The 20,509-nt window shown below is 66.3% G+C and carries 18 protein-coding genes; 5 read left to right on the forward strand and 13 right to left on the reverse strand.

What is annotated here, in order from left to right:
• The first annotated feature begins 2 nt into the window (after positions 1-2).
• The 3 genes from G9473_RS01020 to G9473_RS01030 all read left to right on the forward strand — a co-directional run bounded on the left by G9473_RS01020 (position 3) and on the right by G9473_RS01030 (position 4,264).
• A complete protein-coding gene (locus G9473_RS01020; protein WP_291135120.1) occupies positions 3-2,141 on the forward strand; it encodes an FAD-dependent oxidoreductase in 2,139 nt (712 codons plus the stop codon).
• Positions 2,142-2,143: 2 nt separating this feature from the next.
• Positions 2,144-3,424, forward strand: coding sequence for a nucleoside transporter C-terminal domain-containing protein (locus G9473_RS01025; RefSeq protein ID WP_291135122.1), 1,281 nt, complete (start codon positions 2,144-2,146; stop codon positions 3,422-3,424).
• Positions 3,425-3,661: 237 nt separating this feature from the next.
• Positions 3,662-4,264 (forward strand): CDP-alcohol phosphatidyltransferase family protein, encoded by a 603-nt coding sequence (locus G9473_RS01030; RefSeq protein WP_291135124.1) that lies wholly within the window; start codon positions 3,662-3,664, stop codon positions 4,262-4,264.
• A 5-nt stretch (positions 4,265-4,269) separates the two neighbouring features.
• Here the strand turns inward: G9473_RS01030 and G9473_RS01035 are convergent, their stop codons facing one another.
• Positions 4,270-5,058, reverse strand: coding sequence for a DUF1499 domain-containing protein (locus tag G9473_RS01035; protein WP_291135126.1), 789 nt, complete (start codon positions 5,056-5,058; stop codon positions 4,270-4,272).
• 233 nt (positions 5,059-5,291) lie between these two features.
• Between G9473_RS01035 and G9473_RS01040 the strand changes: the two genes are divergently transcribed.
• The gene (locus tag G9473_RS01040; RefSeq protein ID WP_291135128.1) at positions 5,292-5,891 is read left to right on the forward strand and encodes a pseudoazurin; all 600 of its coding nucleotides are present in this window, start codon (positions 5,292-5,294) and stop codon (positions 5,889-5,891) included.
• 159 nt (positions 5,892-6,050) lie between these two features.
• Entirely contained in the window at positions 6,051-6,542 is a 492-nt protein-coding gene (locus G9473_RS01045) for a cytochrome c family protein (protein ID WP_291135130.1), read from the forward strand.
• A gap of 135 nt (positions 6,543-6,677) precedes the next feature.
• On the opposite strand, the gene hemA is transcribed toward G9473_RS01045, so the two are convergent.
• From hemA to bchB, 12 genes are read right to left on the reverse strand one after another with little or no spacing between them, the layout of a single operon-like run.
• Positions 6,678-7,901 carry a 5-aminolevulinate synthase gene (gene hemA / locus G9473_RS01050; RefSeq protein WP_291135132.1) on the reverse strand — a complete coding sequence of 408 codons (1,224 nt, stop codon included), beginning with the start codon at positions 7,899-7,901 and terminating at the stop codon, positions 6,678-6,680.
• Between the two features lie 23 nt (positions 7,902-7,924).
• The gene (gene puhE, locus G9473_RS01055) at positions 7,925-8,746 is read right to left on the reverse strand and encodes a putative photosynthetic complex assembly protein PuhE (protein WP_291135134.1); all 822 of its coding nucleotides are present in this window, start codon (positions 8,744-8,746) and stop codon (positions 7,925-7,927) included.
• A complete protein-coding gene (gene acsF, locus G9473_RS01060) occupies positions 8,740-9,801 on the reverse strand; it encodes a magnesium-protoporphyrin IX monomethyl ester (oxidative) cyclase (protein WP_291135136.1) in 1,062 nt (353 codons plus the stop codon). The genes puhE and acsF overlap by 7 nt, the downstream gene beginning before the upstream one ends.
• A complete protein-coding gene (locus tag G9473_RS01065) occupies positions 9,798-10,130 on the reverse strand; it encodes a hypothetical protein (protein ID WP_291135138.1) in 333 nt (110 codons plus the stop codon). Before G9473_RS01065 ends, acsF begins: the two co-directional genes overlap by 4 nt.
• Complete coding sequence (gene puhC, locus G9473_RS01070; protein WP_291135140.1) at positions 10,130-10,609, reverse strand: photosynthetic complex assembly protein PuhC; 480 nt, start codon at positions 10,607-10,609, stop codon at positions 10,130-10,132. Before puhC ends, G9473_RS01065 begins: the two co-directional genes overlap by 1 nt.
• Entirely contained in the window at positions 10,606-11,382 is a 777-nt protein-coding gene (gene puhB / locus G9473_RS01075) for a photosynthetic complex putative assembly protein PuhB (protein WP_291135142.1), read from the reverse strand. Before puhB ends, puhC begins: the two co-directional genes overlap by 4 nt.
• Entirely contained in the window at positions 11,373-12,158 is a 786-nt protein-coding gene (gene puhA, locus G9473_RS01080) for a photosynthetic reaction center subunit H (RefSeq protein ID WP_291135144.1), read from the reverse strand. The genes puhB and puhA overlap by 10 nt, the downstream gene beginning before the upstream one ends.
• Before the next feature lie 58 nt (positions 12,159-12,216).
• Positions 12,217-13,653: a BCD family MFS transporter gene (locus tag G9473_RS01085; RefSeq protein ID WP_291135146.1), complete on the reverse strand. Its 1,437-nt coding sequence runs from the start codon at positions 13,651-13,653 to the stop codon at positions 12,217-12,219.
• A complete protein-coding gene (bchM, locus tag G9473_RS01090) occupies positions 13,650-14,369 on the reverse strand; it encodes a magnesium protoporphyrin IX methyltransferase (protein ID WP_291135147.1) in 720 nt (239 codons plus the stop codon). Before bchM ends, G9473_RS01085 begins: the two co-directional genes overlap by 4 nt.
• Positions 14,369-15,265: a ferredoxin:protochlorophyllide reductase (ATP-dependent) iron-sulfur ATP-binding protein gene (gene bchL, locus G9473_RS01095; protein ID WP_291135149.1), complete on the reverse strand. Its 897-nt coding sequence runs from the start codon at positions 15,263-15,265 to the stop codon at positions 14,369-14,371. The genes bchM and bchL overlap by 1 nt, the downstream gene beginning before the upstream one ends.
• Before the next feature lie 22 nt (positions 15,266-15,287).
• Positions 15,288-18,881 (reverse strand): magnesium chelatase subunit H, encoded by a 3,594-nt coding sequence (locus G9473_RS01100; RefSeq protein ID WP_291135151.1) that lies wholly within the window; start codon positions 18,879-18,881, stop codon positions 15,288-15,290.
• Positions 18,882-18,921: 40 nt separating this feature from the next.
• Complete coding sequence (bchB, locus tag G9473_RS01105; protein ID WP_291135152.1) at positions 18,922-20,508, reverse strand: ferredoxin:protochlorophyllide reductase (ATP-dependent) subunit B; 1,587 nt, start codon at positions 20,506-20,508, stop codon at positions 18,922-18,924.
• Position 20,509: the final 1 nt, after the last annotated feature.

A 20,509-nucleotide genomic window follows, 5' to 3' on the forward strand; every position in this document is an offset into this window, starting at 1 on the left:
TGATGAAGAAAGCGATCGTCGTCGCCCTGATCGCCGCGCTGGTGGCGGCCTATTTCGCTTTCGACCTCGGCGAATACCTCAGCCTCGAGGGGATCAAGGGGCTCGCGGGCCGGGTGGACGCGATCTATGCCGAAAACCCCGCGCTGGTGATCGGCGGGTTCTTCCTTGCCTATGTCGCGGTCACCGCCGCCTCGCTGCCGGGAGCGGCGATCATGACGCTGGCGGCAGGTGCGCTGTTCGGGCTGGCGCTCGGCACCGTCATCGTCTCCTTCGCCTCGACGCTCGGCGCGACGCTTGCTTTCCTTGCCTCGCGCTATGTCCTGAGGGACTGGGTCGAGGCGCGTTTCGGTGAGCGATTGAAGGGCGTGAACGATGGGCTGGAGCGCGACGGGGCGTTCTATCTCTTCACCATCCGCATGATCCCGCTCTTCCCGTTCTTCGTGGTCAACCTCGTCATGGGGCTGACGCGGATACGCATCTGGACCTTCGCCTGGGTGAGCCAGGTCGGGATGCTGCTGGGGACCATCGCCTACGTCAACGCGGGAACGCAGCTGGCGCGGATCGAGAGTACCAGCGGCCTGCTTTCGCCCGGCCTCATCGGTTCCTTCGTCGTGCTCGCCTTCGTGCCGTGGCTGGGCAAGCTCGTCGTCTCAGTGATCCGGCGGCGCCGGGTCTATCGCGGCTTTTCGAAGCCCCGCCGTTTCGACCGCAATCTCGTCGTCATCGGCGCCGGCTCGGCCGGGCTGGTCGCGGCCTATATCGCGGCGACGGTCAAGGCGAAGGTGACGCTGGTCGAGGGCGACAAGATGGGCGGCGATTGCCTCAACACCGGCTGCGTGCCGTCGAAGGCTCTGATCAAGAGCGCCAAGGCCGCGGCGACGATGCGCCATGCCGACCGCTACGGCCTTGTGCCGGTCGAGCCGCAGCTTGCCTTCCGCGAGACCATGGCGCGGGTGCGGCGCGTGATCGAGACGATCGAACCGCATGACAGCGTTGAGCGCTACGAGGGGCTGGGCGTCGATGTGGTCAAGGGCCATGCGCGGATCGTCGATCCCTGGACGGTCGAAGTGGACCGCTCGGATGGGGGGACGCAGCGCCTCACCACCCGCAGCATCGTGATCGCGACGGGGGCGGAGCCCTTCGTGCCGCCCATTCCGGGCATCGAGGAGAGCGGCTATCTCACCAGCGAGACCTTGTGGGATGCCTTTGCCGAAATGGACGAAGTGCCGGCCCGGGTGGCTGTGCTGGGCGGCGGGCCGATCGGGTGCGAGCTGTCGCAGGCGCTCGCCCGGCTCGGCGCCGAGGTGACGCAGGTCGAACAGGGCGAGAGGGTGCTGTCGCGCGAGGACGAGGAGGTGTCGGACCTTGCCCGCACGGTGTTGGAGGAAGCGGGCGTGACGGTGCTGACCGGCCACGAGGCGGTGCGCTTCGAGGACGGGGCGCTGATCGCGACCAGCGCCGAAGGCATGGCGCGGATCGAATATGATGCGCTTATCGTCGCGGTGGGGAGGAAGGCGCGGCTGTCGGGCTTCGGGCTCGAGGAGCTCGGCATCGACACCGACCGCACGGTGAACACCGATGAATTCCTCGCGACGAAATTCCCCAATATCTACGCCGCGGGCGATGTCGCGGGGCCTTTCCAGTACACCCACGCCGCGAGCCACCAGGCCTGGTATGCCAGCGTCAACGCGCTGTTCGGCCAGTTCTGGCGGTTCAAGGCCGATTACCGCGTCATGCCCGCCGTCACCTTCCTCGACCCCGAATTCGCCCGCGTCGGCCTTAATGAAAGCGAGGCGCGCGCGCAGGGCGTGGAATACGAAGTGACGCGCTACGACATCGACGATCTCGACCGCGCCATCGCCGAGAGCGAGACGCGCGGCTTCGTCAAGGTGCTGACCGTGCCGGGCAAGGACAGGATCCTGGGCGTCACCATCGTCGCCGCCCACGCGGGCGAGCTGCTGGCCGAATACGTGCTCGCGATGAAGCACGGCATCGGCCTCAACAAGGTGCTCGGCACGATCCATTCCTACCCGACCATGGCCGAGGCGAACAAATACGCCGCCGGCGACTGGAAGCGCGCGCACAAGCCGGAGGGGCTTCTCGCCCTGGTCGAGCGCTATCACGACTGGCGGCGCGGGTGAGCATGGACCTAATCGATCAGCTGCGCGGGGCGCTCGGCATCGCGGTGCTGCTCGGCATGGCATGGGCGCTGAGCGAGGACCGCAGGGGCCACCCCGGCTGGCGCTGGATCGCTGGAGCGCTCGCGCTGCAGGGCGCGCTCGCGCTGGTCATCGTGCGCGTGCCCTTCGTCTGGGCGGCCATGGGATATGCCAACGCCGCCGTGTCCGCGATCGAGCGCGCGACGCTCGAAGGCTCGTCCTATATGTTCGGCTATCTCGGAGGTGCGCCGCTGCCTTTCGAGCTCAAGGAGGGCGTCGCCGCGCCCCCGGTCATCATCGCTTTCCAGATCCTCCCGCTGGTGATCGTCTTTTCCGCGCTCGCCGCGCTGCTGTGGCACTGGGGCGTGCTGCGCGCGGCGGTGAACGGCCTGTCCTTCCTCCTGCGGCGGACGCTGGGCGTGAGCGGGGTCGTCGGCCTGTCGGGCGGGGCCAATCTCTTCCTCGGCGTGGTCGAAAGCCCGCTGGTGGTGCGCGCCTACTTTGCCCGCATGAGCCGGGCCGAGCTGTTCCAGGTCATGGTGCTGGCCATGGCGACGATCTCGGGCGCGATCCTGATCCTTTATGCCACCACCCTGTCGGCCACCGTCCCCGATGCGGTGGGCCACATGATCTCGGCTTCGCTCGTCTCGCTTCCCGCCGCGCTGCTGGTGGCGCGGCTGATGGTCCCCGGCGTGGCGGAGGATCCGGGAACCGAGGCGGATGCGGACGAGCCGGGGCTGAAATACGAATCCTCCATCGACGCGGTCGTGAAGGGCACGATGGACGGGATGCAGCTTTTCCTCGCGGTCGTCGCGGTCATCGTCGTCGTCTTCGCGCTGGTCTCGCTCGCCGACCAGGCGCTCGCGCTGCTGCCGATGGTCGCGGACGAGCCGCTGACGCTGAAGCGCCTCTTCGGCTGGCTATTCGCGCCCTTCATGTGGCTGATCGGCGTGCCGTGGGGCGAGGCGCAGGCGGCGGGCGCGCTGATGGGAACGAAGGCGATCCTCAACGAATATGTCGCCTATCTCGAACTTGCGGCGCTCCCCGAAGGCACGCTGTCGCCGCGCGGCCTGCTGATCGTCACCTACGCCCTGTGCGGCGTCGCCAACCTTGCGAGCGTCGGCCTGCTGGTATCGACCATCGGCACGCTCTGCCCCGAACGACGGGCCGAGGCGGCGGGGCTGGGTGTGAGGAGCTGGATCGCGGGCAATCTTGCGAGCGCGATGACGGGGGCGTGGATCGGGCTGGTGACGCTTGCGGGGTAAGGGGCGCCGGGTGAGGGGAAGGGTGGCCTGCTTTCCTACGCTGGCCGCCGGGGCTAATCCTCGCCCTTGTCGCCCCCGAATGGAGTGAAACCTTGCGAAAAGGCCCCGTTCTCCCTGTCCGTCCGCTTGCGTTTTTCACGCTATTCCCGAGCGAATTCATGGCTTTGCGCTCGCGTTGGGAAAGTGACAGGGTGTCACCTTTGTCACCTTTTTTAGTGTCGGGGAGGGGGTGAGCGCGTGTTCGATGCGAAGCTCCGCCCGCTGATCGACCCGCCGCTCAACCGTGCAGGCCGCGCGCTCGCCCGGTGGGGCATCAGCGCCAATGCGCTGACGCTCGCCGGGCTCGCGCTCGGTCTTGCCGGGGCCGGGGCAATCGCGCTGGGCGAAATCGGCGCGGGGCTCGCGCTCATCCTCGCCAATCGCCTGCTCGACGGGCTCGACGGGGCGGTGGCGCGCGCCAGCGGGCCGAGCCACTTCGGCGGCTATCTCGACATCGTCGCCGACTTCGCCTTCTACGTCTCGGTCCCGCTCGGCTTCGGCGTGCTGGCCGAGGCGAACACGTTCCCTGCGCTGGTGCTGGTGGCGAGTTTCGTGCTGACGGGCGTGAGCTTCCTCGCCTTCGCCACCATCGCCGCCGAGCGCGGCGAGGAAACCGAGGCGCACGGAAGGAAGAGCTTCTTCTATTCGACCGGGCTTGCCGAGGGCGCGGAAACCATCGCGGTGTTCGTCACCATGTGCCTTTTTCCCGGCTGGTTCGGCGCGATCGCCTATGGCTATGCCGCCCTGTGCGTCCTCACCGTGTTCCAGCGCAGCATGGCGGCATGGGCGGCTTTCCGGTGAAGCGCCTACAGCCGTTCCCGGATCGCGGCGGAAAGCACGCGCAGGCGCTCGGCATTGGCGCCCAGGTCGCTCTGCCCGACCCGGCTGACCGAGCGCAGGTCGATTTCGCCGTTTTCGATCCGCGCGACCACGTCGTCCTTGAAGCCGAACCAGAAGGTTTCCGCGACGCCCTCGACCCGGCCCGCCTCGGCATCGACGCGGATGTCGGCAAGGCCAATGTCCTCCATTGCCGCGCGCACCGCCTCGATTGCCTCGCCCTGCGCCGCATCAAAGGCAATGGGTGTGAGGTCGGGATAGGCCGCCGCGATGAAATCGGCATGGCTTTGCGAGGCGAGCGGTTCTTCCGCGCTTTTCCACATCGCCAATTCGCCGAGCGGCACGGAATAGTCGTTGAGCGGATTGGCGCCGAGGCGGCTGCGCATCTCCAGCGTTGCGGGAGAGAATTGCGGCGGCTCGGCGGTGTCGGTGGCGACATCGTGGATCGGGTTCGCGCTGCCTTTCGAAGCGGCGGAAAGGCCCAGCCCGACGAAGCCGAGCGCGATGACGAGCGCGCCCAGCGCCAGCGGCCAGCCGGTGCGCGGCGGCTTGCGCAGGATCATGACGAGCGAGACGAGCGCCAGCAGCGCCGTGGCCCCGATCAGCAGCAGCCCGCCGCCGAAGGTCAGCGCGAGCAGGCCGGTCTGCCAGCTCCACACGCCGAATTTCGTGCCGAGCGCGCTGACGGCGAGATAGACCGGGATGAACAGCGCAAGGCCGAGCGCGATTCGGGCGAGACGGGGCGACTTCGTTTCCATGGGCGCCTGTTTAGCGGCTCCGTCGCCCGGGGCAATGCGGCTTGCGACTTGCAATCATTAGCGTGTCCGGGCAATCCTGCGGAAACGCATTTCAATTCATGCGTTGTCGGGTCTGAGGTTCGCGGGGGGAGAGAGAGCGCAAGGGCACCACACTCCCGCTTTCAATGGCCTTTAACTTGGTTTAATGCCCGCAGCCTCGCGGGAGGTTCTAGTCCAAAGAGGGAAAATCTATCATGAAGCGTACCACTTTCCTGAGCGCCGTCGCGCTCGCCAGCCTCGTCACGCTGTCGGCCTGCGGCGGCGGCAACCAGGAGCCCGCGGCCCCGGCCGCCGAGGAAACCGAAGCCGCCGCTCCGGCTGCGGAAGAAACGACCGCGGCTGTCGAAGAAGAGGAAGTCGCTCCGGTCCCCGAGGTCGAAGCCAACGGCACCGTGCATGAAATCCAGATGCTGACCCGCGATCCCGACGGCAGCGGGCTGCAGGTGTTCAAGCCCAACCTGATCACCGCCGAAGTGGGCGACACGATCAAGTTCGTGCCGACCGACCCGACCCACCAGTCCTCGTCGATCCCCGAAATGCTGCCCGCCGGCGTCACCGGTTGGGAAGGCGAGATCAACAAGGAAGTCAGCTACGTCGTCCCGACCCCGGGCATCTACGGCTACAAGTGCGTTCCGCACTACGCCGCGGGCATGATCGGCATGGTCGTCGTCAAGGGCGAAGGCATGACCGACAATCTCGAATCCGCCAAGGCCGCGAGCCATCCGGGTCTTGCCGGGCGCAAGTTCAACGAGCTCTTCGAAACCGCCGAAAGCGAAGGCATGCTCTCGCAGTAAGCCTGCCGCCTTCATCGAAGGCTTCGAGGGGGCCGGCGCGGGAGACCGCGCCGGCCCCTTTCGTCGGGGCGCTTCCTTTCCGGAAAATCCGCAATTCCGCAGCCGGCGCGTGAAGGGTACGAACACGCGAAGGGTCTGATAGCGAAAGGAAGAGCGGTCATGCGGATACATTCTGCCCAAGTCCCCCTCCTCGCCGGGCTGGCCGCTCTGACGGCCTGTGGCGGAGAGGCGGATCGCGAACCGGCTCCGGCTCGGACGACGACGGTTGCCTCGACGCCGACACCCGCCCCGGCGAGCGAGTCCGGGCCCGATCTGGCGGAAGTGGCTCTCGCCGATCTCAGCGGCGATGCCGCGACCGGGAAGACGCTCTTCACCAAGTGCATGGCGTGCCATTCGATCGAAGACGGGGTAAACCGGGTCGGCCCACACCTGCACGGCGTGGTCGGGCGCGATGCGGGGTCGGTCGAGGATTTCAACTACTCGGATGCGAATCGGAACAGCGGCATCACGTGGAGCCGGGAAGTCCTGTTCGATTACCTCGTTGCGCCGCAGCAATACATTCCCGGCACGCGTATGTCCTTTCCCGGCCTCAAGGATCCGCAGGACCGTGCGGACCTCATCGCCTATCTCGAGGCGAACGGAGAAATCTGAGCGGGCTTGCCGGGAAGATCAGTCGAACCGGGGATCTCGGCGGCGTTGCCGATAGTGCAACCAATTGGGGCGGCAGGTCATGGCCCACCGCCCCGTCATGCCCCTCCCGTTCCGGGGCGGTAACTCGTCAGCCCCTCAGGCCGCGGTCGCCATCCGTGCCAGTTCGCATTGCGACCAGATTTCGGACAGCGCGTTGATCAGCCGGTCGATGTCGCCGTCGTCATGCACCGGCGAAGGCGTGAGTCGCAGCCGTTCCGTCCCGACCGGCACGGTGGGATAGTTGATCGGCTGGACGTAGATGCCGTGGTTGTCCATCAGCCAGTCGCTGATCCGCTTGCACTTGTGCGCATCGCCCACCATCACCGGGATGATGTGGCTCGGATTGTCGAGATGGGGGATACCCATCATGTCGAGCTTGCGCCGGACCTGCCGGACGCGCTCCTGATGCTTCTCGCGTTCTTCGTTGCTCTGCTTGAGATGCCGGATGCTCGCCGCCGCGCCCGCCGCCACGGCCGGGGGCAGGGCGGTCGAGAAGATGAAGCCGCTGGCGAAGCTGCGCACGAAATCGACGAGGTTCGCCGAGGCCGCGATATAGCCGCCCATCACGCCGAACGCCTTGCCGAGCGTGCCCTCGATCACGGTGATCCGGTCCATCAGCCCCTCGCGCTCGGCGATGCCGCCGCCGCGCGGGCCGTAGAGGCCGACCGCGTGAACTTCGTCGATGTAGCTCATCGCTCCGTGCTTCTCGCAGACATCGAGGATTTCCGCGATCGGGGCGATGTCGCCGTCCATCGAATAGACGCTTTCGAAGGCGACCAGCTTGGGAACATCGGGGCCGTATTCGGACAGAAGTTCGTCGAGATGCTCCACGTCATTGTGGCGGAAGATCTTGTACGGCGCGCGGCTGTAGCGCACGCCCTCGATCATGGAGGCATGGTTCAATGCGTCGGAAAACACGACGCAGCCGGGGATCTTCGCCGCCAGCGTCCCGATGCCAGCCCAGTTCGAGACATAGCCGCTGGTGAACAGCAGCGCCGATTCCTTGCCGTGCAGGTCGGCCAGCTCGGCCTCGAGTTCGACATGGTAGTGGTTCGTGCCCGAGATGTTGCGCGTGCCGCCCGCGCCCGCACCGCATTCGTCGAGCGTCGCGTGCATCGCTTCGAGCACCTTGGGATGCTGGCCCATGCCGAGATAGTCGTTCGAACACCACACGGTGACCGCCTGCCGTTCCTCGCCGTCGAGAAAGCGCGTCGCGTGCGGGAAGCGCCCACGGTGCCGCTTGATGTCGGTGAAGACGCGATAACGCCCTTCCTCGCGAACGCCATCAAGCTCGCTGGCGAAAAAAGCTTCGTAGTCCATGGGCAATCCCTTTTGATGCATTCTCATGTTCTGTCGTTCCGGATCGGCGGCACGGGGGCGGCAAGCGGTGCCTCGCGGCGGCGCGCGGGCAGGGCCCAGCCCCACAGCATACCGTCGCGGAACGGCAGTGCGAGAAAGACGTGTTCGAGCGCGCCGAGCACGCATAGGGTGAAGAGCAGGCTCGCCCCCACCATTTCCGCGCTCCCGACCGGGGCCGAGATCGCAAGCACGGCGAACCAGGCGGCAAGGCCCATGATCGCGAGGATCGAGAGGACCAGCAGCACCGTCATGCGGTTCGCGCCGAAATAGGTCTTGAGATAGTCGAGATGCGGCGGGAGCATTTCGGTCGTCGTGTTCGGCACGCCCACGAATAGATTGATCTTCGACGACAGGCGCAGGCCGAACATCAGCACGAAGACCGTCGCGCCGATCTGGTTGGGCGCATCCCACGACAGCGAGATCAGCAGCAGCGCGGTGAGCGCCAGCGCGACCTCGTGGTGCATCACCGTCGCGCTTGCCTGACGGAAGCGTTCGAGCCCGCGCACGCCCGGTGCGATGGGAACGCGCCGCGGACCCGCCGAAGCGCCGGTGAGAAAGCCGATTTCGTGCCAGCCCCACACAAGCAGCGCGCCGATGAAGGCGACGTAGACCGCCAGCACCGAGACCGATTGCGAGGCGATGAGGATCACGATCAGGCCGGCAATGCCGCCCGCGCCGCCGATCGCGAGGCTGCGCGAAAAGGTCGCGCGCTCGCGATTGTCGGCCCACGCGACGAGCCCCGTCGCGATGAACCAGACCGCCACCGTCACGATGAACGGGACGACATGACCGCTCCAACTCACCATGCGGGACGCAGCCTGACCGTTTGCGGCAGGGCGTTCGGCTTGGTGCGGTGGAAATACATCCGCGCGAAGGCCCAGCCCGCGCCCGCGACACCGCTCAACCGCTTGGCAAGGCCGCCGAGCCCGCCCTGTTCCTTGCCGTCCTCGATCCGGCCAGCGGCGAGGCGCAGGTCTTCCATCCGGCGGCGGAAGGCGGGATCGTCGATGTCGAGCTCGACCGGGAAGACCTGGCGGCTGATCTGGTTGCAGATCGAGAACACCTCGTAGTCGTATTCGGTCGGATCGACCCCCAGCGCCTTGTGGAAGGCGGGCCGGGCGTGGTCGCGCACATACATGGTCGCGTAGACCGAGAGCAGGAAGAAGCGCACCCACAGCTTGTTCGCGCCCTGCAGCAGCTTGGGGTCCGAGCGCAGCAGCATGGCGAAGGCTTCGCCGTGGCGGAACTCGTCGTTGCACCACTCGAGGAACCAGTCGAAGATCGGGTGGAACTTGTGCTGCGGGTTGCGCGCGAGATGGCGGTAGATCGTGATGTAGCGCGCATAGCCGATCTTCTCGGACAGGTAGACCGCGTAGAAGATGAACTTCGGCTTGAAGTAGGTGTATTTCTTGGTCTTCGTCAGATAGCCGAGATCGACCCCGATCCCGGCATCCTTGAGGCTTTCGTTGATGAAGCCGGCGTGGCGGCTTTCGTCGCGTGCGAGCAGTTTGAAGAGCTGCTTCACGTCCGGGTTCTTGGTCCGCTTGGCGATTTCGGCATAGAGCACGCAGCCGGAAAACTCCGAAGTCATCGAGCTGACGAGGAAGTCGGTGAATTCCTTGCGCAGTTCGGGCTCCAGTCCCTCGATGACGCCTTTGAAGCTCTCATTGTGGCGGAAGTGCTTCTTGTTGGGATCGCCGATCATCTCCTCGATCAGCGCGTCCCATTCCTCGCGCACCGGAGATACGTCGATCGCGTCCAACGCGTCGAAATCCGTGGTGTAGAAACGCGGGGTCAGCATCGTTTCCTGCGTGGCGAGCGCCATCGCCTCTTCGCTGGTCATCGGCTTGTAGGCGTTCATTTGATCCTCCCCGGATTGAAGCTGACCTCGTAGAGTTCCCTGAGGTCGAAATAGGCCGCGAGCCGGGTCAGGGCGCGGCCAAGAGGCCCGGCGCGCGTGACCGTCGCGGCGCGTTCGAACACGGCGCTTTCGCCGAAGGGTATCTGGATCGGGTCGCCGTGGACGCGGACCTTGTCGCCCGGCTCGAGCTCGACGTCGCCGGCCAGTTCGACATGGGCGTGGAAATGCTCCGAGCTCTGCTCGACCGTGATCGTGCAGGGAATGTCGAACTGCCTGGCGCTCGGCACGGGATGAACCCGGGCATATTCGTCGATCGGGTGCGATGCCATCACTTAACCCCTTCGAGCATATCGGCGAAGACCTTGCGATTATCCTTGCCGAAATAGTCGAGTTCGAGCGTGCTGCCGGTCGTCTCGTCAAGCAGGGTAAGGTTGCCGTTGTCCCATTCGATGAGGTCGAAGGGCACTTCGGCCCCGATCCCGCGGATGCGGCGCTGGTGGACGAGGCTGCGCACGGTCGAGCGAACGAAACCGCCATAGCCTACTCCGAAGCGCGCGACTTCCTCGCCGGTCGCCGCGTCCTCGACCCGGACCGAGCCGTCGGCCTCGTCGAAGAAGAACAGCTGGCGCGTCGCGGTCGCTTGCGTGCCCGCCTCGGCGCGGTTCACGACCGGATCGGAGGTCCGCTCGAAGAAGCCGAGTGTCACCGAAGCGGTCATGGCGAGGCTGATCGCGATCAGGCCGCCCATCAGCATCAGGGGAACGCGGTGGACGGTGATTTCGTCGTCTTCGTAGGTGCGAACGATCATGCGGGGGCTCCTTCCAGGCCTTTGTCCGAAAGTTCCTTCGTTCCCGAAAGGGACGCGCCGGATTTCGCGTGCGCGGCAGGGCCGTTCACTTGCCTAGCGCCGGGCGTGCCGGCTTCCTTGATCTCGGTCAAATTTCGCTCGATCGCGCCATGTGCCGCGCGCGCATCGGCAAGCAGCTTCGCCACTTTCTCGGGCTCGGGGATCCCGCGCAGCATCGGCTCGGGCCGGGCAAGGCGGAACGGGCGCACGTGCGGCCACAGCAGGAGGTAGCCGAGCAGCCTTTCGCCCTTCAGCTCGAAGGCGATGTCGCCGTGCTCCTTGCCGCGCATCTTCATGTTCGCCGCGGCGATCTGCTTGAGCGGGATGTTGATCCGCGTCTCGATCGCCATGCCGATACGCATGATAAGCCGCGTGTCGGTGAGGATGTAGAGCGTGCTGCGGACGCTCAGCCAGGCGAGCAGATTGAGCACGCCGAGCCCCGCAACGCACAGCCCCGCGATGATCGCGGCGCTCTGGTAATTGCCCATCGCAAGCGAAATCGCGACGAGGGCGGCGAAATAGATCGCGACGCTGCGGGTGTGAAACGCGGTCCGGGCAAGGACCGCCCTGTCGGGCCGGCCCTTCCACAGGATCCGTTCGTCCTCGGCCGGCGTGCCCATCGGGTCGCCGTGCGCCGTGGGCCCGGCATTTTCCAGCTCGGGCGGATCGAAGCGCGGCTTGGCGTGCAGCTCCGGATCCGCCGCGGGCAGGCCCTTTTTCGTATTCAGATCCACGGTTCCGCCCTTTCCGGCGTCGCGTACATATAGCCGCCGCCATAATAGGCCATGATCTTGTCCTCTTCGTAGCGAGTGACCTGGCCGGGAGTGTCGAGCCGCGGGACGTCCGCGAACTGCTCTGACGTGATCGCCGAAATCTCGACCTGTTCGGGCTTGTCGTCGAAGAAGCCCTTCTTCTGCACGACGCAAACGAACATCGGCGCGAGCACCTTGTCGCCCGCATTGGTCTCGATCTCGAGATAGCGGATGATGTGCTCGGACTGGTCGACCCAGACATCGCTCACCTTGCCCGCGACCTTCTTGTCGGCGGCGATGACGGGCCAGCCGACCAGCGCCGGGTCATTCGGCGAGATCGAGAGTTCGTGGCTGTTGCCGATCGGCACGATGCGCGGGCGACCGTCGTGGGTGAGATCGGGATAGTCGGCGCGCTTGGCATAGGCCGCCGGGCCGAGGCCGTCCTTCATCGGATTGCCGGTCGGAACCCAGGGGGCGCCGGCGGCGTGGAAGGCCTGCACCGCGGGGATGTTGACGTCGTCGCGCGGAACATCCTCGGGGATATACACGCCGCGCCCGTGCGGCAGGTTGAAGACCTTCTTCTCGCCCTGGGTCAGCGGCCAGGTGTCGACCCGGCCGGTCTGCTCGTCCTCGAGCGGGTATCCCTCACGACGGCTCTCGCGGTTGAGATAGACCACGAGGGCGATGAAGAAGACGAAAAAGAGCAGGAAGGCCAGCTCGGCTACGTCGAGTGTCCCGACGATATATGTGTTGTTCATTTCACATTCCTCTCAAGCAGAGTGCGACCGAGACGGGGTCCCTCGCGTTCCTGTCCGGTCATGTCGGGAATTCGCGCAGGCCGAACGGCTGGCCCGAGCGCTCCCTGGAAGCGAGGGTGGTTGAGCGACCCCGGCCGACAAGCGGCCCGATCGCGGCGAGGCCTGCCAGAAGCAGCAGGATTTCGAGGAGGTAGACCGAGGTGTAACCGGTCGCCCTCGTGGCGATGGCCTCTCCCACATCGCCGGTCATGACGAGCGCCGAGACGCCGTCACGAAGTGCACCGCCGAGCGCGATACCCGCGCCCGCTGCGGTCGCCTGGACCGCGCCCCATGCACCGAGCGCGAGGCCCGCGGTGGCGCTTTCGGCAAGGCTCATCGCCTCCATCAGCGTGCCGACCGAGAACAGGCCGAGCCCGACCCCGATTCCGAAGGCCCCGATGAACAGCATCAAGGGCGCGCCGAAGGGGGCGGCGAAAACCACGAACAGGAACGCGACCACGCCGGTGACCAGCCCGATCCCGGCAAGCCGCAGCGGGTCCCCGCCGAGTCCGAGCGCGCGGCCCGAAAGCATGAAGCCGATGAGGCTGCCGAACGCCCACGCCCCGGTGAGCGAGGTGGTCGAGCCGACCGAAAGACCGAGGATTTCCCCGCCATAAGGCTCGAGCAGCGCGTCCTGCATGGCGAAACCCGCCGCGCCGATGCCGATGGCGGTCAGCAGGCGGGCATTGCGCCCGTCGCGCACGAAGGAATTCCAAAGATCGCGGAACAGCGGCGTCTCGCGGTCGTGCGCAGTCGCCTTGGGATCGCGCGCTTCCTGCTTCCAGAGCGCGACGAGGTTGAGGATGATGGTCAGCACCGCGCAGCCCTGGATGACCTGGACCAGCTTGGTCGCGGTAAAATCCATCAGAACCCCGCCGATGACGAATGCGGCGAACATCATGCCGACGAGCAGCATGACGTAAAGCAGCGCGACTGCGCGGGGACGCTTATCCTCCGGTGCAAGGTCGGTCGCGAGCGCGAGGCCCGCAGTTTGAGTGATGTGGAAGCCTGCGCCCGTCATCAGGAAGGCGACGGCTGCGGCCACCATGCCAAGGTTGAACGCCTCGGGCTTGCCGAGCAGCAGCAGGGCGAAGGGCATGATCGCGAGGCCGCCGAACTGGGCGAGAGTGCCGGCCCATATATAGGGCACGCGCTTCCAGCCGAGGAAGGAGCGGTGGGTGTCCGACTTGTGCCCGATCAGCGCGCGAAACGGCGCGACCAGCAGCGGCACCGCGATCAGCAGCGCGACCAGCCATGTGGGCACGCCGATCTCGACGATCATCACCCGGTTGAGCGTGCCGTTCAAGAGCACCATCGCCATGCCGACGCTCACCTGGAACAGCGAGAGCCGCAACAGCCGCCCGAGCGGCAGGTCGTCGCTCGCCGCATCCGCGAAAGGCAGATAGCGGACGGCGACCTGCGTCCAGGTATCGGCAAGGCGAGGGCGTTGGTTCATCCGTGCCTCACGAGTTCCAGTGCCTGCGAGGTGTAGAAACCGCTCGAGACGCGCTTCGTGCGGCCGATCGACCAGCCCGAAAGCCGCGCCAGCCGTTCACGCACTTCGGCCTCGCGCACGGGCACGATGGCAGGCGAGCGGTCGCTCTTGGGAAAGACCTTGCCGATTTCGTGCATCGCGCCGAGCAGCTTCGTGCGCGGGGCGAAGGTGAACAGGATCGAGCCCGTGCAACGCTCGGCCAGCTGGGCGAGCGCGTCGACGAGGTCTTCGGGAGAATAGTGAATCAGCGAATCCATCGCGACGACATGGGCGAAGGTGCCGAGTTCGGGGTCGAGCATATCGCCCGCCATCCAGCGGATACGGCCGTGGCCGATGAAGGAGGGCGTGCGCTCGCGGGCGACCTCGACGAGCCCCGCGGCCACGTCGATGCCGGTCACTTCCGCGCCCCGGCAGGCCGCCTCGATCGCAAGCGCGCCCGTGCCGCAGCCTGCGTCGAGGATGCGCGTGCGCCTGAGGTCTCGCGGCAGCCAGGACAGGAGCGTGTTCCTCATCTCGTCGCGGCCCGCACGCACGGTCGCGCGGATGCCGCTGACCTTCGTGTCCGAGGTGAGGTCGATCCACGCCTGTCGCGCTGTACTGTCGAAATAGTTGGCAAGCGCCTCGCGCCGCTCGGCGTAGGGGCTCGCTTCGAAGGGGAGTGGGGAACGGGTAGCCATCATTCAAATCCCAGGAAGTCGAAGATGTCGCGGTCCTTCATCGGGCTCGCCAGCTGCGGTTCGACACCGTCCCACAGCATCTGCGCGAGCCTGAGATATTCGTTCTGGGCCTCGACCACTTCGGGGTCGTCGCCCATCTCGAAAAGCGTGCATTTCTTGAGCCGCGAGCGGCGGATCGCATCGACGTCGCGGAAATGGGCCAGGCGCTGCATCCCGATCCGGTCGCAGAAACGGTCGATCTCGTCGGTCTCGCGGCTGCGATTGGCGACCACGCCGGCGAGGCGCACGTCGTAATTCTTGGATTTCGCGCCGATCGCGGCGACGATCCGGTTCATCGCGAAGATGCTGTCGAAATCATTGGCCGCGACGACCAGCGCGCGTTCGGCGTGCTGAAGCGGAGCGGCAAACCCGCCGCACACCACGTCGCCCAGCACGTCGAAGATGACGACGTCCGTGTCCTCGAGCAGGTGGTGCTGCTTCAGCAGTTTCACCGTCTGGCCGACCACGTAACCGCCGCAGCCGGTACCCGCCGGAGGGCCGCCCGCCTCGACGCACATGACGCCGTTATAGCCTTCGAACATATAATCGTCGGGGCGCAATTCCTCGGAGTGGAACTCGACCGTCTCGAGCACGTCGATGACCGTCGGCATCAGCTTCTTGGTCAGAGTGAAAGTGCTGTCGTGCTTGGGATCGCAGCCGATCTGCAGCACACGGTGGCCGAGCTTCGAAAACGCCGCCGACAGGTTCGAGGAGGTGGTCGACTTGCCGATCCCGCCCTTGCCGTAGACCGCGAAGACCTTCGCGCCCTTGATCTCGTCGCGCGGGTCCATCTGGACCTGGACCGAACCTTCCCCGTCGGGTGGGGCGAATCTGGATTTGGGGTTGTGAAGGTTCATAGCGACAATATCCCTTTGTCTGTCATTCGGCCACGAAGACGCCTTCGAGGCGGTCCTCGAGCTCGTCACTCGCCTCACGCAGGGCGGCGAGCGTTTCCTCGTCGGGCTCCCACAGGTTGCGGTCGCACGCTTCGAGCAGGCGACCCGCGACCCGCGCGGAGCTTTTCGGGTTCAGTTCGGAAAGACGGCGGCGCATCTCTTCGTCGAGGACGAAGGTCTCGCTGATTTTCTGGTAGACCCAGGGCGCGACCTGGCCGGTCGTGGCGGACCAGCCGAAAGTGGCATTCACATGGCCCTCGATCGCGCGCACGCCCTCGTAACCGTGGTCGAGCAGGCCCTCGAACCACTTGGGATTGAGCGTGCGGGTGCGCGCCTCGAAATCGATCTGTTCGGCGAGCGTGCGGACCTTGGTGTTCCCGCGCGTCGCATCGAGAATGTAGACCGGGGCTTCGGACCCCTTTGCCTTGGCAACCGACCGCGTGACGCCGCCCAATCCGTCGACATACTGGTCGACGTCGTTGATCCCGACCTCGACGCTTTCGAGGTTCTGGTAGGTGAAATCGACATCGGCGAGCACGCTTTGTAGCAGTTCGCGCTGCTGCACCGGCGCGCCCTTCACGCCATAGGCGAAGCCCTTGTTCACCTCGAAGGCGTTGGCGAGTTCGTCCGGGTCGGTCCAGGCGCCGCCGTCGATCATCTGGTTGACGTTGGCGCCGTATGCCCCTTCCGCGTTCGAGAAGACCCGCAGCGCCGCCGTTTCCATATCGCAGCCGAGCTTTTCCATCTGCGCGAGCGTGTGCTTGCGCACGAAGTTCTGCTCGATCGGCTCGTCGGCCTGGCTCGCCAGCAGGGCGGCCTCGGCGAGCATCCGGGTCTGCATGGGGAGGAGATCACGGAAGATGCCCGAAAGGGTCGCGACTACGTCGATGCGCGGACGGCCCAATTCCTCGATCGGGATCAGTTCCGCGCCCGCGAGCCGCCCATAACTGTCGCGGCGGGGACGCGCGCCCATCAGGGTCAGCGCCTGCGCGATCTGGGTGCCTTCGCTCTTGAGATTGTCGGTCCCCCACAGCACCATCGCAATGCTTTCGGGGAAGGGCTGGCCGCTTTCGACATGGCGCGCGATCAGTCGCTCGGCCTGCTCCGCGCCCTGGATGCAGGCATAGCGCGTCGGCATGAGGAAGGGGTCGAAACCGTGGATGTTGCGGCCCGTCGGCAGCACTTCGGGATTGGCGACGATGTCGCCGCCGGGCGCGGGCGGGACATAGCCACCGTCGAGCGCGTGGATGAGCGCGCCGAGTTCGTCCGAGGAATCGAGCTGCTTGCCAAGGTCGCCGCGGTCGATCCCGGCCTCGGCCATCACGGCGGCCTCGACCATTGCATCGAGCATTTCCTCGCGTTCCGAGCCTTCCGGATTCCGACCGAAGACGTGGAGCCCGTGCGGGATCAGCGCCTCTTCGAGCTCGTAGAGCCGCTCGGTCAGCGTCTCGATTGCGCCGCATTCGATGTCGAGCGCATCGCACTGTTCGGCGATGATCGCTTCGAGTTCCGCACGTTCCTCTTCGTCGGCGGAGCCGGTCGCGCGCCAGCGATCGACGCTGGCTTTCAGTTCGGAAAGACCCTTGTAAAGCCCGGCCTGCGCCAGCGGAGGGGTCATGTAGCTCACCAGCGTCGCGGCCGAGCGGCGCTTCGCCAGCATACCTTCGGACGGGTTGTTGGCGGCGTAGAGATAGAAGTTCGGCAGGTCGCCGATCAGGCGTTCCGGCCAGCACGAACTCGACATTCCGGTCTGCTTGCCGGGCATGAATTCGAGCGCGCCGTGAGTGCCGAAATGAAGCACGCTGTGCGCCCCGAAATCCTCACGGATCCAGCGATAGAAAGCGCTGAAGGCGTGGGTCGGGGCAAAACCGCCCTCGAACAGCAGGCGCATCGGATCGCCCTCGTAACCGAAGGCGGGCTGGATGCCGACGAAGACATTGCCGAATTGGGCGCCGAGAACCTGGATATGGCTGCCGTCGCTCTGCTGCTTGCCGGGGGCGGGGCCCCAGGCCGCCTCGATCTCGGCGAGATATTTCTCGCGCCGCACATGGTCGTCGGCGGGAATGCGCGCGGCGACGTTCGCATCGGCTCCGTAAAGGTCGGCATTGCCTTCGAGGATCGCGGTCCGCAGGTCGTCGACCGTCTCCGGCACATCGACCGTGTAGCCCTCGGCTTTCATCCGGGTGAGCGTCGCATGGAGCGATTCGTAGACCGACAGGAAGGCCGCCGTGCCCGTCGCGCCCGCATTGGGCGGGAAGTTGAACAGCACCACCGCCACCTTGCGCTGCGCGCGCTGGGAACGGCGGTTGCGGATCAGCTTGATCGTGCGCTCGGCCAGCGCCTCGGCGCGTTCGGGGCAGCCCTGCATCGGGCGCAGCTTTTCGGAGGCCGGGCGCGGGCACTGCCGCTCGCACCCGCTGCAGAAAGAGCCGCCTTCGCCCGCGCGCCCGCCGAAGACGCTCGGCACGATCGCCCCGTCGAGTTCGGGCAGCGCGACCATCAGCGTCGCTTCCAGCGGCATCAGGCCCTGTTCGCCCTTGCGCCATTCCTCGATCGACTGGAATTCGATCGCGTGGGCGGCGACGTAGGGCATATCGAGGTCGCCCAGCACCTTGCGTGCGGCTTCGGCATCGGCATAGGCCGGGCCGCCGACCAGCGAGAAGCCGGTGAGGTTGACGATCGCATCGACCGTGGGCTTGCCGTCCCGGTCCATGAAGAATTTCTCGATCGCCGGGCGCGCGTCGAGCCCGCTGGCGAAGACCGGAATGACCTTGAGTCCGGCATCTTCGAACGCCTTGATCGCGCCGTCGTAATGGTGGCTGTCGCGGCCCAGCAGGTAGGAACGCAGCAGGATCAGCCCGACCGTGCCATTCTCGCCGCCGCCCTGTGGGAGAAGGCGCAGGCTTTCGGAAATGCGCTGCTTTGTGCGCGGGTGATAGACGCCGACTTCGGGATATTCGAGCGGCGCCTCGGCCTTCGTTTTCCCTCGCCGCGCCATACGCTCGCCCGCGGCGTAGCGGTCGATCAGGGCGCGGACCATCTGCTCGACATTCTCGTCCGAACCCGCGAGCCAGTATTGCAGCGTGAGGAAATAGGCCCGCACGTCCTGCGCGGTGCCGGGGATGAACTTGAGGATCTTGGGCAGGCGGCGCAGCACTTTCATCTGCCCTTCGCCCGAACTCGCGCCCTTCTTGCCCGAGCCGCGCAGCTTCTTGAGCAGCGCCATCGGCCCCTTGGCCGGCGCGTCCATGCGATAGGCGCCCATGCGGGTCAGCCGTACGATCTCGCCCGCCGACATCAGGCAGACCATCGCATCGCAGCTTTCCCGGCGCGCTTCGAGATCGGGCAGGATCGCGCGGACCTGGTCGTCGATGAAGATCATCGTGACGATGACGATGTCGGCTTCGGCGATCGCCTGCTTGCACGCGGCGAGCTGGTCCGGGCAGCGCTCCCAATCGGCCGCGGCATGGAGCGAGAGGTGGATATTGTCCTTGCACAGCGCCTCGCCCGCCCGGTCGACCGCGCCTTTGAGGTGGTTGTCGAGCGTCACGATCGTCACGCGCACCGGGGAATTCATGCGCAGTTTCGTGGGCGCTTCCGCCCGGGGTGTGGGAGCCTTACCGTGCATAATGCGCCTTCGCCTCGTAAAGGGTCTCGACGTCGATCGGCCAACGGCCGTGATCCTGTGCGAACGCCTCGGTGTTGCGCCGCGCCTTGCCGCGCACGAAGAAGGGGATCTTCTTCAGCTCGCGCTCGGCCTCGTCGGTCCAGCGATGATCGGCCTCGGGCTCCACCTCCGCCTCCGCCACGGCGACAGCGGCATTGTCCTGCGGCGCGGGTTCGTCATGCACCGGGATGCGCTGGGGCGAGGGGCTGTGCGCGGCGTGGTGGCTGGGCCCGTTCTCGTCGGAGAATTCGAAATCCTCGCGGAACATGGTGAGCAGGTGCTCCTCCAGCCCCATGACGAGCGGGTGGACCCAGGTGTCGAAGATCACGTTCGCGCCCTCGAAGCCCATCTGGGGCGAATGGCGCGCGGGGAAATCCTGCACATGGACGGGTGCGGAAATGACCGCGCAGGGCACGCCGAGCCGCTTGGCGATGTGCCGCTCCATTTGCGTGCCGAGCACGAGTTCGGGCGCAGCCTCGGCGATTGCGTCCTCGACTTCCATGTGGTCGTCGGTGATGAGCGGCTCGACCCCGTGTTCTTTCGCCGCCGCCCGGATGTCGCGGGCGAATTCGCGGTTGTAGCAGCCGAGGCCGCAGACCTCGAAGCCGAGCTCGTCACGCGCGATCCGCGCCGCGCTGACCGCGTGGGTGGCATCGCCGAAGATGAAGACGCGTTTACCGGTAAGGTAGGTCGAATCGACCGAGCGGCTCCACCACGGCATGCGGGATTGGGTGTCGCCGAGGGCAGGCGTGGGATCTGCACCTGCCAGCTCGGCGACTTCGGCGATGAAGGCGCGTGTAGCGCCTACGCCGATGGGGACGCTGCGAACGGCGGGCTGGCGGAACGTGCGTTCGAGCCAGCGGGCCGCTTCGTCAGCGATCTCGGGATAGAGGACGATGTTGAAATCCGCCTCGCCGATGCGGGTGATGTCGGCGGGCGTGGCATCCAGCGGCGCGACGAGGTTCACCTCGACGCCGAGCTGGGCGAGAATCTTTGTCACCTCGACGAGATCGTCGCGGTGGCGGAAACCGAGCGCGCAGGGGCCGAGAATGTTGGCCTTCGCCGCGCGACCTTCGAGCGGAGCGCGCTCCACGTCGCGCCGGGCGAGGCCGCGCACGATCTGGTAGAAGGTCTCCGCCGCGCCCCAGTTTTCCTTGCGCTGGTAGCTCGGCAGTTCGAGCGCGATCGCGGGGCAGGGCAGGTCCATCGCTTCGGCAAGGCCGGCGGGGTCGTCCTGGATCAGTTCCGCGGTGCAGGACGCGCCGACGATCATCGCCTGCGGATTGAACCGCGCGGCGGCATCGCGGGCGGCTTCCTGGAACAGCTCGGCCGTGTCCTTGCCGAGGTCGCGCGCTTCGAACGTGGTGTAGGTGACCGGCGGGCGGTGGTTGCGCCGCTCGATCATGGTGAAGAGGAGGTCGGCGTAGGTGTCGCCCTGCGGCGCGTGCAGGACATAGTGCAGCCCCTTCATCGCGGTCGCGATCCGCATCGCGCCGACATGGGGAGGGCCTTCGTATGTCCAGACCGACAGCTGCATC

The organism is Erythrobacter sp., from assembly GCF_011765465.1.
In the GTDB taxonomy this organism is placed as follows: domain Bacteria; phylum Pseudomonadota; class Alphaproteobacteria; order Sphingomonadales; family Sphingomonadaceae; genus Erythrobacter.

Excerpts from the sequence above, each read along its gene's own strand:
- G9473_RS01020 (WP_291135120.1), top strand. The coding sequence starts at position 3 with ATGAAGAAAGCGATCGTCGTCGCCCTGATCGCCGCGCTGGTGGCGGCC.
- G9473_RS01025 (WP_291135122.1), top strand. The coding sequence starts at position 2,144 with ATGGACCTAATCGATCAGCTGCGCGGGGCGCTCGGCATCGCGGTGCTG.
- G9473_RS01035 (WP_291135126.1), bottom strand. The coding sequence starts at position 5,058 with ATGGAAACGAAGTCGCCCCGTCTCGCCCGAATCGCGCTCGGCCTTGCG.
- G9473_RS01040 (WP_291135128.1), top strand. The coding sequence starts at position 5,292 with ATGAAGCGTACCACTTTCCTGAGCGCCGTCGCGCTCGCCAGCCTCGTC.
- G9473_RS01045 (WP_291135130.1), top strand. The coding sequence starts at position 6,051 with ATGCGGATACATTCTGCCCAAGTCCCCCTCCTCGCCGGGCTGGCCGCT.
- hemA (WP_291135132.1), bottom strand. The coding sequence starts at position 7,901 with ATGGACTACGAAGCTTTTTTCGCCAGCGAGCTTGATGGCGTTCGCGAG.
- puhE (WP_291135134.1), bottom strand. The coding sequence starts at position 8,746 with ATGGTGAGTTGGAGCGGTCATGTCGTCCCGTTCATCGTGACGGTGGCG.
- acsF (WP_291135136.1), bottom strand. The coding sequence starts at position 9,801 with ATGAACGCCTACAAGCCGATGACCAGCGAAGAGGCGATGGCGCTCGCC.
- G9473_RS01065 (WP_291135138.1), bottom strand. The coding sequence starts at position 10,130 with ATGGCATCGCACCCGATCGACGAATATGCCCGGGTTCATCCCGTGCCG.
- puhC (WP_291135140.1), bottom strand. The coding sequence starts at position 10,609 with ATGATCGTTCGCACCTACGAAGACGACGAAATCACCGTCCACCGCGTT.
- puhA (WP_291135144.1), bottom strand. The coding sequence starts at position 12,158 with ATGAACAACACATATATCGTCGGGACACTCGACGTAGCCGAGCTGGCC.
- G9473_RS01085 (WP_291135146.1), bottom strand. The coding sequence starts at position 13,653 with ATGAACCAACGCCCTCGCCTTGCCGATACCTGGACGCAGGTCGCCGTC.
- bchM (WP_291135147.1), bottom strand. The coding sequence starts at position 14,369 with ATGGCTACCCGTTCCCCACTCCCCTTCGAAGCGAGCCCCTACGCCGAG.
- bchL (WP_291135149.1), bottom strand. The coding sequence starts at position 15,265 with ATGAACCTTCACAACCCCAAATCCAGATTCGCCCCACCCGACGGGGAA.
- G9473_RS01100 (WP_291135151.1), bottom strand. The coding sequence starts at position 18,881 with ATGAATTCCCCGGTGCGCGTGACGATCGTGACGCTCGACAACCACCTC.
- bchB (WP_291135152.1), bottom strand. The coding sequence starts at position 20,508 with ATGCAGCTGTCGGTCTGGACATACGAAGGCCCTCCCCATGTCGGCGCG.